This is a genomic window from Seonamhaeicola algicola, assembly GCF_007997385.1.
Lineage (GTDB): Bacteria > Bacteroidota > Bacteroidia > Flavobacteriales > Flavobacteriaceae > Seonamhaeicola > Seonamhaeicola algicola.
The window spans coordinates 142,971-155,998 of sequence record NZ_VOSC01000007.1 but is presented as its reverse complement, the minus strand read 5'-3'; the positions used below and the strand labels follow the sequence as shown (position 1 = coordinate 155,998).

Genomic DNA, 13,028 nt, shown 5'->3' with positions numbered 1-13,028 from the left:
AAGTTAAATAAAGAGTACTTTACTTCTCTTCATACTTAAAGTGTTTTACATTAAAATAAGATGTAAGGTGTGCCTGTTATATTATCTCTCAGTATAAAATTTGAGATAATAAAATTAAAAGAGCTTATTCAAAGTTTGTAAAATAGATAACCCTAAATTATGCACTAATTTTTTGTGAATTTTTTAGTAATACGCTTACCATTAATTTCTACAGTAGCAATATAAACACCCGGAACTATTTTAGGTAAGCTTATTTCTAAATAGCCTGAGGTTTCAACTTTTTTATTGTTTGTAATTAATTTACCTAAAAGCGAATATACTTGAATAGATGTAATGTTACTATGTTTTGGGTTATTTATTATTAAGCGCCCTTTTTTATTTGAATATAAAATAGAAGCATTGGTTTGCTCTTCAAAATCATTGTTACTTAATGTTTTGTTTGAGGTATTTACAAAGGTTAATTCAAAGCGTTGCAAATGTTCACCAGCAGTAATATATGTTTCATAATTTGAAGTGTTTAAATTGTGAAATATATCAAGGTCTTTGTCATGTAAAATTACTTGTGTTTCATTATCAAAATTAATAAGTTCATCTAGTTTAAAAGTAATGTTTCCTGCTTTATTTATTTTAGTGCCTAGAGCTACTGTTTGGCTACTGTTTATAGTGTTTACAGCTTGTATTATTAATTTTGAATTATTTAATAACCAGTAGGCATCTTCTTTGTTGTTTTCTATTAAAGCACCTTCATAGCCTAAATCAAAATTGCTAGTTGCCTTAGTATCTGCTCCTAAAAGTAATTGACGGTGATACCCTGTTGGAGTACTCGCTAATAAACGTAATTTTTGTCGGGCATCAGTAGTATCATTACTATTAATTACTTTGGTGGTTTTAATTAATTTTTCAACAGACTCATCATGCGCTTCTTCTTTTTTAAAAGCCCTTTGATTATTGTTAAAAATAATGTTTCCGCCATTAACAACAGGGGTATTTGTACTACTATTTACTGTTGAAGACACAATAAACCCTTGCCCAATAGGAATGTACTTTTTAGGCACCTTTGTTTGAGGTGCATTTGCTGTGTTTAAGCGCAAATTGTGTGTAAGTGCTTTAACACCTCCCATTAAAGTGTACATTGCATAACCGCCACTATACTCTGAAGGTTGATGTGAATTTACAGCAAAATGATCCCAATAATAAATAGCGCCATTTATAATGTTAGAGGTATTGTTTCCGCCATTAAAAACAGATATATTATTTTTTATAAACACATCGGCATTAATAGCAGATGGGTACGGATTTCCAATTAAATAATTGTTATTAGCAACAATGCTTAAGGTAATATCACCATTATTAGGTTGCCCTTTAAACACGTAATTTTGATTGGTATTATTTGTTCCAGGGCCCTTCATAGTAAAGCCCTCACCAGCGGCAATTGCACCCGTACTACGTACGTGTTGCCATTGTGAGCAATTTATGTTAGGGTTATTAGCATATTTCCAAATCCAATAGTCTGCATTTTTAACTGGCGAAGCGCTACCATTATACCCTGAAGTTAAAAAACCTACATTATTTATAACATTTTTTGCGGTATAATTGGCATTACTAGTAGGAGCAACAGGTGATGACCAATAATCATATTTATACGTATTGGCAGTACCTTGTTGGTCTCTTTCTAAATAGCCTATACCACTTGTGTCATAATAACTACCAAGCGTTTGAATGAGTTGAGATTCGCCTTCTAAATCAATAGAGCCGTTAATTTTTAAATAATGTGTAACAGTTAAGGCAAACCCAGTTTTGTTGTTATTATTACCAGTTAAAACCAGTTTAGCTCTTGGGTTAATAAGTAAGCCCAATACACGCCTTTCGCCATTGTTTTGTGCAGGAATTAAACTGTTGTTATCATTACTTAAAGTAACATTGTGGTTAATTACAGCTATGGTATTGTTAATGGTTTGATTAGAAAAGCTACAAGATTTAGCACCAGGTATGTACTGTACATTTCCGTTAAGCCAGGTGTTTGGGTTATCCCAATGTCCAGTTTGCGCAGTTTGGTAAGGTATTGGGGCTGTTTGAGGTTCTAAACTTTTAAAATTAATCATTGAAGCATCATTATTGTATTTTGATGCGTCTTTTACACTTCCAAAAACCAAAACGTTCATAGGGTAGTAGCCCAATAAATTGTTCCATGAAATTATATTAATATCATTTTTTTGTATTGAAGCAGGTAGCACTTTACCAGCAACATTAAACTGAGCGTCTTGTTTAATTTCTTGATTCATGATAAACTGAATTTGGCTATTGGTTAAGGCCGTTTTCCAAATTCTAACTTCATCAATACTACCTTTAAAATGGTTTTTAGGGGTTTTATGGTTTGATGCGCCTATTAAAAAATGGGCATCGGTACTATTTTGTATAGCTGGTTTTGTTGAGGTTTCATTATCTAAAACACCGTCAACATACAATTTAAACATATTATTATTACCATTGTAAGTTACTGCAAAATGATGCCACTGATTTTTTAAAATAGCTGTTGAAGCTTCAATATTATAGCTAATGTTATTGTTTTTCCAAGAAAACTTAAATGTATTGTTGGTTGTTGTGGAAACAGCATAACCATTGGTATTGTTAAGTTTTGATACCACATCAAAGTTGCCATTAGAAGCCAATTTAACCCAGCCACTAAGTGTAAAACTAGTATTGTTTAAATTGTGAACATTACCAGCACTTAAAAATGAATTGGCGTTGTAAAATGCAGCTGCTCTAGGAATTTCAGGTGTTATGTGTGTTGATGCAAACGTTACATATTTAGTGCCTGTAAAATAGAAGCTAGTTTCAAGGTTTGTGTTGTTGGCTTTTAACGTTACAGATGTAACATGGCTTGTAAAGTTTTCATCATTAGCAATTAACATTACATAAGCACTATTGCTGTTTTTTGTGTTTGCAACTAAATGTTCAGGAATTGAAACTTTAATTGTGGGTACAGTATCAGTAACAATAAATTTCCAAATTCTTGCAATAGGTATAGCACTTACATTGGTTGTGGTGTTAGGTGTTGAAGCGCTGTAATTTATGGTTATTGTAGATGCTGATAATGTACTTTTATTATTATGCCCACATGCAATAAAACTTTTATTATTAAAAAAGGTTTCGGTGTTTTTCTGGTTTGAAGTTGCTATGGTTTTTATACCAATAGTTATATTATCATTTGAGAAATGAGATTGTTTTTTATTAAAGTTTGATGCATCATCTCTACCAATTACTAGTACGTTATTGTTAAAATTTGCATTTTCAGAAGTATTCCAAACAATATTACCATCAGTGCCTGTGTAGTTCTGGGCTATATTATTTTGTGAAAATATTAGTGTACCGAAGCACAATAATATTTGCAAAGGCAAATACCTTGAGAGAGGGACAATTATTTTCATGGTTGGTTAAGTTTTTAGCTTTGGGGGCTAATTACTCGTCAAACGTATGAATAATGTCTTTTAAATGCAAAAATAATCGATTAAGTGTGTGTTTTATTTTTAAAAAGAGAGAATAAACTTTCTTTTTTGTGATTACTAAGATGAATTAGCAATTTGTGATAATATTCATAAAAAAACCTCAGATTTAATATCTGAGGTTTTTAGCTTCTTAATAAAAAAGTGGGGTGTTAATCAACATGAGCATCAACAGCGCCACCAATATTGTTTTCAGTATAACCTTCAAGCGTTATTTTATAGGCATGAGCGTAATTTGAAGGGTAGTTTTTTGCAGCATTAATTATAAGCCCTTCGTCATTTCTTTCCCAAGTAATAGTTTCATTACTGCCTAAAAGTTCAATGTTTTCAATTTTTGAATTTAAAAGACCAATTTGTTTGCTAAAAGATTTAATAACTGTTTTTTCAGAAGGTTTATCCATTACTATGGCATAAAACACTTTATCTGATTTTTTAGTAAATCTAATATCTTTATTGGTATATTCAATTTTTAATTTTTCAACTTTATGGCCACCTTCTGGTAATCTTGTTGGGCCTTCGCCAAAAATAGTGTAAGGTCTTGTGCCATAAATAGCTTCACCATTAACCTCTAACCAAGCTCCCATTTCTGTTAATAGATTAACCATAACATCGGGTATGGTTCCATCAGGATTGGGCGGAACATTTAATAGCATTAACCCGTTTTTAGATACAATATCAACAAGTATATCAATAAGTTCATTTGGTGTTTTAAATTTAGCTCCAGGTCTGTAAAACCAAGCACCAGGAGACGTATCAGTTAACCAAGCATGTTCTTTAGGTTGGTTAGGGCGGCCTCTTTCATAATCTTTAACAGCAGCGTTTTCATTAAATGTAGTTTCTTTGTAGCAAACCACTACGTCTTTTCCCCATTCTAAACCTTTGTTGTAATAATACGCTAAAAATTCAGTTCTACATTCTTCTGTCATGTTTTCTAGCCACCAGTCAAACCAAATTAAATCGGGTTGGTAAACGTCAATAAATTCTTTTAATTTTGCCCACCAATCTGCATAAAATTGTGCATCAGGGGTATCAGAATCTAAAGGGTGTGGGTTGGTGTATAAGTCATAATCTTTTGGGTTTATACCTCCATGAGCGTGTGCAGGTGCAAAGTATTTCCATGTAAATGCGTGGTGGAAAGACCCCATAAATTTCATGCCTCTAGCTTCAATTTCTTTTTTCAATTCAGCCGAAGGATCTATGCCTCCATAATTCATAGAATTCCAACGTGTAGATTTTGCATCCCACATAGCAAAATTATCATGATGCATGGCTACTGGTCCAGCAAATTTAGCACCAGATTTAGCAAATAATTCGGCCCAAGCTTTAGCATCAAAACCAGAAGGGTTAAACTCTTCAATTATGTGTTTATATCCGTATTTTTTTGGATTTCCATATTTCTTTTTGTGGTGAATGTAGTTATTTGATGGTTTTCCGTTTTTGGTAGGTACTTTTTTTCCATCTTCATACATTTTCATTCCGTGCCAACCGGCATACCAAGTATTAGGGTCGCTTCCTACAAAAGCATTACTTACAGGTCCCCAATGGGCATAAATACCAAACTTAGCATCTTGAAACCAATCTGGTGTAGCATTTACGGTGTTAACAGATTCCCAAGTAGCTTTGTATGGCTCCTTTTTTGTGTTTTGGGCATTTAAGTTTAGAGCTAAACCTAAACTTAAAACAAATAATAATTGGCGTGTTTTTTTATGTAACCGCATTTTAGTGTATTTTGTTTTTTAGTGTTAATAGAAATATTGTTCCTTTAAAAAAGGATATCTACTATACAAAGCTAATTTTAAACCAAACGAAGTTTTAAGACATATGATTTAGTTTAGGCTACATATGATTTTTAAAAAGAAATTAACAGTAACTAGTGTCTTTTTCATTATAAATTACATTGTATATTTATAGTATCTCTCAACAGAACTGAATTAATTATGACCCTAAACAAACGTTTTATTACTACTTTTATTAATAGTGTTGTTTTTACAATTACACTTATTACTAACGCCCAAAGCAATATAAAATTTGAGCGTATTACCACAAGTGAGGGTTTATCGCAAAGCGATATTAACTGTATATATCAAGACAATGATGGCTTTATGTGGTTTGGTACTTTTGATGGTTTAAACAAATACGATGGTTATAAATTTGATTATTATGTACCAAACCCAAACAATAATAATAGTATTAGTAGTAATATAGTTTTTACTATTAGTGGAGATACAAAAGGTAATTTATGGATTGGTACCACCGGAGGCGGTTTAAATAAACTGAATAAAAAAACCGAAACTTTTACCAGAAATTACCATATAGAAAGTGATAGTACTACTATTGATAGTGATATAATAAGAGTGGTTTTTGTTGATAATAAAGATAGAGTTTGGGTAGCTACCGACAAAGGCGTTAATTTATTAATAAATGAAACACCGGAAGGAAAAATGATATTTAAGCGCTTAGAGCTACCATTTAATAAAATTATAAAAACAATTTACCAAGATAAAACTGGTACCATTTGGTTTTCTGCTACTGAAAAATTATTTGAACTTGTAGAAACTAATGATGGCGCATTTAAATTTAAAAAACTTAATTACAGGCCCGATGTACCCAATACCACTATTTCATATTTAGGTGAAGATAAAAAAGGCAATTTATTAATTGGTACATCCAAAGGGTTATTTGTAAAAAGCTTAAAACACAAAAAAAGAAAAGCCAGACATATTTTAAAAAACCCCGTAAAATCATTAGTTATTGATAATGATAACCACTATTGGGTTGGTACAAATAATGGTGTTTTACAATATGAACTTAATGATAAAGGTAGGCAGTTAGTAAAAGAAAACCGTTTCACCTATGACCCTGTTAACCCTAATAGTTTAAGTAAAAACTTGGTAAATATATTGTACAAAGACAAAACAGGCATTATCTGGATTGGAACCAACGGCGGCGGTGTAAATAAAGTAAACCCCAAGAAAAAACAATTTCTTCATGTAAAAAAAACATCAAGCCCCAATAGCTTGAGTTATGATAAAATTAGAGCTCTTTTTGAAGATAGTTTAGGGAATATTTGGATAGGTACCGAAGGTGGTGGCTTAAACTTACTGCCTAAAAGTGAAATAGGAACTTACACCAACTTTAAAAAATTTGAAAAGGTTTTAAGAGGTTTTGCACTACAAGAAGTAGAAATAAATAACCGTAAAAAATTATTAATTGGAGATGGTAATAAACGCGGTTTATACATGTTAGATATTGAAGATGCAATTAATAAACCCAATACTAAAGTAGAACTATTGTTAGAAACAACAAACAGTGTTTTTTCTATACTAAAAGATGCAGATAATACTATTTGGGTAGGCACATACAATGGTGGTGTGTACAGAATGGTAAAAAATGATAAAGGTACTTACAATGTTTCTGAATTTACAAACAACCCTGAAAATAAGTACAGCATATCTAACAACATAATAAGATATATATACCAAGATAGCAAAGGTAATATTTGGTTTGCAACAGGTGATGGCTTATCAAAGCTAGAATATAATGAGCTTTTAGAAGAAGACCCTATGTTTGATGTTTACAAAACAAACAAACAAGATGCTAACTCTATTAGTCATAATTACATAATGCCAATTTATGAGCACTCATCGGGTGATATTTATATAGGAACTTTTGGTGGCGGCTTAAATAGGTATATGCCACCAAGAAATGGCAGCCCCGAAAAATTTATACGGTATTATCAAAAAGATGGTTTAGCAAATAATGTAGTAAAATCTATTTTAGAAGATCATTTGGGGCATATTTGGGTATCAACCAATAAAGGGCTTTCAAAATTTAACCCTGAAAACCAAACCTTTAAAAATTATGATGTTAATGATGGTTTACAAGATAACGAGTTTCAAGAACTAGCAGGTTTAAAGTTAAGTTCAGGAGCTTTAATGTTTGGTGGTATTAACGGTTTTAACGTGTTTACACCAAGTCAAATAAATGATAATGTATTGCCATCAGAAACCATAATATCAAATTTTTCAATTTTCAATGAAATAGTAAAAGTAGGTAAAATATATAATAAAACTGTGGTTTTAGACAGCGCCATAGCCTATAAAAAACACTTAAATTTAGCCTACGATCAAAATAGCTTTACAATAGAATTTACGGGGCTGCATTATGAAGCGCCATTAAAAAATAAATTTACATATAAATTAGAAGGTTATGATAAAAACTGGGTTACATCAACATCCAATAACAGGTTTGCAAATTACACCAATATTTCACCAGGAAATTATACGTTTAAAGTAAAATCTTCAAACAGTGATGGTGTTTGGGATGCCACACCAAGTACATTAAGTTTATACATAGCACCACCTTTTTGGAAAACAAATTTTGCCTATTTTATTTATACCCTATTTACTATTGGGCTTTTATTAGCATTTAGAAAATATACCATTATAGGTACAACCCGAAAGCATCAATTAGAGTTAGATCAATTAGAAAAAGAGCAAAAAGAAGAACTTCAAAAAATAAAATTAGAGTTTTTTACTAACATTTCACATGAGTTTCGTACACCTTTAACACTCATAAAAGGACCTTTAGATTATTTACTAACATCTAACACAACAAAAGATAATGAAGTAGTGCAAGAGCAAGCACAAATTATGCTAAAAAACACCAATTATTTATTAAGATTGGTAAATCAACTATTAGATTTTAGAAAAATAAATCAAGGTAAAATGAGGCTGGTAATTCGTAATACAGAAATTATCAATTTTATTAAAGACATTGGTGAACCTTTTCAGTTTATAGCGCATAAACAAGATATAGATTTTAACATAAAATCACCTCATAAAAGTATTAAAGCATGGTTTGATCATGATGCATTAGAAAAAATTACTAAAAACTTATTGTCAAATGCATTCAAATTTACACCCGCAGGAGGCGAGGTTACCATTAATATTTTAAAAGAAACTGAAACACAACAAAATGATACTACAGATTTTGTTGTAATTGAAGTTAAAAACACAGGCATTGGTATTAGTAAAGATGATATTGAAAATATTTTTGAACGCTTTTACACTAAAAAGAACAAAAAGCGAAATAACGATTTTCAAAACGGAGCTGGCATTGGGTTAGCGTTTACTAAAAACCTTATAAATTTCCATCAAGGAACAATAAAAGTTGAAAGTGAACCTAATGAAACAACTACATTTATTGTAAAATTACCACAGCGTAAAACTGCTTACGAAAAAATACCCGAAATAAGTATAAAAGAAAAAAATGAAAGCGATTTTCTTGTAAGAAGTTCAGAGCAAGAATCATTTGCTATTCAATTAAATGATGAAATAACAGATTCTCAAATATCAAGTTCACGCTCAAAACTACCTGTTTTATTAGTGGTTGATGATAATAAAGATATTAGAAACTTTATAAAGCGGGCTTTAGGTGAATCATACAAAGTATTAGAAGCATCAAATGGTGCCGAAGGTTTAGAAATAGCCAATAAAAGTATACCAAACATTATATTAACCGATGTTATTATGCCAGTAATGGATGGCATTGAGCTTTGTAATGTATTAAAATCACAAAACGAAACTAGCCATATTCCGGTTATTATGCTAACAGCAAAATCTTCAAACGAAAGTGAAATTGAAGGTTTAAAAATTGGAGCCGATGGTTACATGAAAAAACCATTTGATATAAATATATTAAAACTAAAGCTCAGTAATATTTTAAAGTACAGAGAAGGTTTAAAAAAGAAATTTAATAGAGAAATAACCCTACAACCCGAAGAGGTTACTGTAACATCACTAGATGAAAAATTCTTAAAAAAAGCTATTGAAATTGTTGAAAAACACATGATGAATACCGATTTTAATGTAGAGCTTCTAGTAAAAGAAATGGGGCTAAGTCGTAGTAATTTATACGTTAAATTTAAAGAGCTTACAGGGCTTTCATCAAGTGCGTTTATTAGAAACATTAGATTAAAAAGAGCCGTACAACTCTTAGAACAAAGCAATTTTTCTGTAAAAGAAATTATGTACATGACAGGGTTTAATACATCATCATATTTCTCACAATGTTTTAAAAAACAATTTGGTATGTTGCCCAGAGAATACGTAAAAAAAATAAAAGCCGAAAAAGCTAAAGCGTCTCAATAAGTAGAGCGTTTATAAAACCATTTGTTTAGTTTTTGCAATTTAAAACCCTTGTTTTTACAAGGGTTTTTGCGCTTTTAAACCCATATCTAACAAAATTAAAATCATATCTAAAGTGCTTGCAGTTAATTAATTTCAAAATTTGTTACACTAACAAATAAACAGACTAAATAATGAATTTGAAATTATTTTATTATTGTAAATCCAAGGTGTTTATAACCTATTTTTTAGGTGTGTTATGCTTAGGTTTTGCAAGTGCGCAAACAACCACTATAAGTGGTAATGTACAAGCTGAAGGTATGCCGTTACCAGGAGTAAGTATTTTGGTAAAAGGTACAAGTACAGGTGCAGTGTCAGACTTTGATGGAAACTATGCCATTAAAGCAAACACAAATGCTGTACTAGTGTTTAGTTATTTGGGTTATGAAACCCAAGAGGTTGCTGTTAATGGTAAAACACAGTTAAACGTAACTATGCAAACAGATTTGTCTACACTTGAAGAAGTTGTAGTAGTAGGCTATGGTAAGCAAAAGAAAAAGGAAGTTACAGGTGCCGTTGGCCAAGTAAAAGCCGAGGTGCTAGAGCAAACAACCACATCAGATATTGGTACCGCTTTACAAGGGCAAATAGCAGGTGTAAATATTGCATCTAGCTCTGGTGCTCCAGGTGAAGAGGCTAATATTTTAATTCGTGGTTTTAGCTCGTTAATTGATGGCCAAAACAGCCCTCTTTATGTAGTTGATGGTATTCCTTTTGATTCAGACCCTCAATTAAGTATTAGTGAAATTCAAACCATTGATGTTTTAAAAGATGCAGCATCAACATCAATTTATGGTGTGCGTGGTGCAGGCGGTGTTATTTTAATTACCACAAAACAAGGCAAAGTGGGTCAAATGGATATTCGTGTAAATACTGAATATGGTATGCAAACAATAGCCTCTACATTTCACAATATGACCAAAGAAGAATACACCTATTTACATTTGCTACGTGGTGCATTAAATACTGATAAACCTCAAGGTGGTGTAGATGGTGATATTCACCGAAACTCTAGTTATTTTACCAATAATACAAATATAGGAGATGTACTTTTAAATAACAATGCCATAATTCAAAATCATTCAGTAAATGTATCTGGTGGTAAAGATGGTTTAACCTATAATTTTAATGCCAACTTTTATCAACAAGAAGGGGTGTTTTATAATTCAGATTATAAAAGGTTTAACGTACGTGCAAATACACAATTTACTAAAGGTAAATGGAAAATAACAACAGGTTTAACCTTTAAAAGAGATGAGAAATTGGTGCCATGGAATGGTATGATGAATAGAATTTATGAGTATCAAGCGTTTAGGCCTGCTGTAAATTTAGATGAAAATGTGCTGGATAATATATCTGAAATAAGTACTGATGATCCAACTGAAGATTGGAAATTAAACGAAGCCAGAAACTTGGCAAATGCTTTAAGAAATATTAAAACAGAAGAAAATAGAGATGGTAACAGTCATGCCGGAAATATTCAGTTTGAATTAGAAGCTACAAAAAATTTAACGTTAACAGGCCGTTTTGGTATAACTTACAATGACCAAAAGTGGGTTAGAATTATTCCAAGATATGATATTTATAACACTGATGGCAATTTAATTGTTAACCCAAACAACATCACATCGCAAACGGTTACAGACCTCACATCATCTAAACTAACATCAGAGCAGTTTGCAACCTATAACAAACAATTTGGCAAGCATAAAATTACAGCGCTTTTAGGTACTTCTTTTGAAAAATCTAAAAATGAAAGGTATCAAATTGAAGTTAGAAATAATTTAAACCCAGCCATTACTGTACTTGATAATTATGAACTCATTTGGGATATAGAATCTGGCGGACAAGATTTTACCAGAACATTAATTGGTAACATAGCCAGATTACAATATAATTTTGATGGTAAATATCTTTTAAGTGCAAGTGGAAGATATGATGGATCTTCGCAGTTTAGTGAAGATAACAGGTGGGGTTTTTTTCCATCAGTATCTGTAGGTTGGAACGTAGATCAAGAAAACTTCTGGCATCCGTTTAAAAAAGTTGTAAACTCATTTAAAATTAGAGCAGGTTACGGTACTGTAGGTAATGATAGGTTTTCGCCATATAGCAATCAACCGGTTGTAGAACCAGGTAGAGATTATGTGTTTGGTAGCAATAGCCCTTCAAGTGATGTAAACAACCCAACAAACGAACAAGGTGCTTTAGGAACAACTCAATTAGAATACGCAAATGAAAACCTTGGCTGGGAAACCTCAGTTGAGCAAAATATAGGTGTAGATTTAGGGTTGTTTAAAAACAAATTAACACTATCTGCAGATTTATATAAAAATGAAAAGAAAGATTTACTATACCAAATAGTTAATCCGCCATCAACAGGTGTGTCTGGTGAGTTTAGAAATACTGTATTTAATGTTGGTAACATGGAAAACAAAGGTTTAGAACTTGCAGCAAAATATAATTACAGAGGTAAAAAAGGATTTAGCTGGAATGTTTCAGGAACATTCACAACAAATGAAAATGTTGTTACAAAAACAAGTTTAAACAATCCAATAATTTATTTAGATAGAGGCTTCATTTCAACAAAAGGAACAAGAGAGTTAGTAACCGTAATTACAGAGGGTTATGAAGCTGCAGCATTCTTTTTACGTGAAACAGCTGGTGTTATTAAAACACAAGAGCAGTTGGAAGCATACCAATTAATAGATCCAAGTGCTAAAATGGGTGAGTTAATGTATGTAGATCAGCCAACTATTGATACTAATAATGATGGTATACCTGATGCGGGAGACGGCACTATTGATGATAATGATAGAGTATATGCTGGCTCTGGTACACCAGATTTTGAAACAGGTTTAAACTTTTCAGCAAAATATAAAGGTATAGATTTTAGTATGCAATGGTACGGCTCATTTGGAGCAGAAGTTATGAATGGTAGTAAAGCTTATGCCTACCAAGCAGGTGTACATAAAGATTTGTTTTACTCATGGACACAGCATAACACAACCTCAAACATACCATGGTATAACGGTAATAATACAAGATCATACAGAGGGGCTTCATCTTTATTTCTTGAGAATGCCGATTTTGTAAGGCTTCGTAACATAACACTAGGGTTTTCATTCCCTAAAGATGTTATTGAAAAAATGGGCTTGAGTAAATTTAGGTTTTACGTACAAGGTCAAAATTTATTAACCATTACAGATTATACTGGTTTTGATCCTGAAGTTGGTGGTAATGGTTTAAGTACGCGTGGTATAGACCAAGGTAGATACCCAATAGCTTCTCAAGTTAAGGCAGGTATCCAACTTCAATTTTAATATAAATATTATGAAGA

Annotated in this window: 4 protein-coding genes; 2 read left to right on the top strand and 2 right to left on the bottom strand. The window is 31.8% G+C overall.

Annotated features, from left to right (window positions below; all coding sequences use genetic code 11):
• Positions 1 to 164: 164 nt before the first annotated feature.
• Together FUA26_RS02230 and FUA26_RS02225 are read right to left on the bottom strand one after the other, a co-directional pair.
• Positions 165 to 3,428 (bottom strand): LamG-like jellyroll fold domain-containing protein, encoded by a 3,264-nt coding sequence (locus FUA26_RS02230; RefSeq protein WP_147130995.1) that lies wholly within the window; start codon positions 3,426 to 3,428, stop codon positions 165 to 167.
• 227 nt (positions 3,429 to 3,655) lie between these two features.
• Positions 3,656 to 5,221 (bottom strand): alpha-L-fucosidase, encoded by a 1,566-nt coding sequence (locus FUA26_RS02225; RefSeq protein ID WP_147130993.1) that lies wholly within the window; start codon positions 5,219 to 5,221, stop codon positions 3,656 to 3,658.
• Between the two features lie 219 nt (positions 5,222 to 5,440).
• On the opposite strand from FUA26_RS02225, the gene FUA26_RS02220 reads away from it, so the two are divergent.
• Positions 5,441 to 9,655 carry a hybrid sensor histidine kinase/response regulator transcription factor gene (locus tag FUA26_RS02220; protein WP_147130991.1) on the top strand — a complete coding sequence of 1,405 codons (4,215 nt, stop codon included), beginning with the start codon at positions 5,441 to 5,443 and terminating at the stop codon, positions 9,653 to 9,655.
• A gap of 170 nt (positions 9,656 to 9,825) precedes the next feature.
• Positions 9,826 to 13,011 (top strand): SusC/RagA family TonB-linked outer membrane protein, encoded by a 3,186-nt coding sequence (locus FUA26_RS02215; protein WP_147130989.1) that lies wholly within the window; start codon positions 9,826 to 9,828, stop codon positions 13,009 to 13,011.
• Positions 13,012 to 13,028 lie beyond the last annotated feature (17 nt).

Bases quoted from the DNA above. Each gene is read 5' to 3' on its own strand.
- FUA26_RS02230 (WP_147130995.1), bottom strand. From the start codon at position 3,428: ATGAAAATAATTGTCCCTCTCTCAAGGTATTTGCCTTTGCAAATATTA.
- FUA26_RS02225 (WP_147130993.1), bottom strand. From the start codon at position 5,221: ATGCGGTTACATAAAAAAACACGCCAATTATTATTTGTTTTAAGTTTA.
- FUA26_RS02220 (WP_147130991.1), top strand. From the start codon at position 5,441: ATGACCCTAAACAAACGTTTTATTACTACTTTTATTAATAGTGTTGTT.
- FUA26_RS02215 (WP_147130989.1), top strand. From the start codon at position 9,826: ATGAATTTGAAATTATTTTATTATTGTAAATCCAAGGTGTTTATAACC.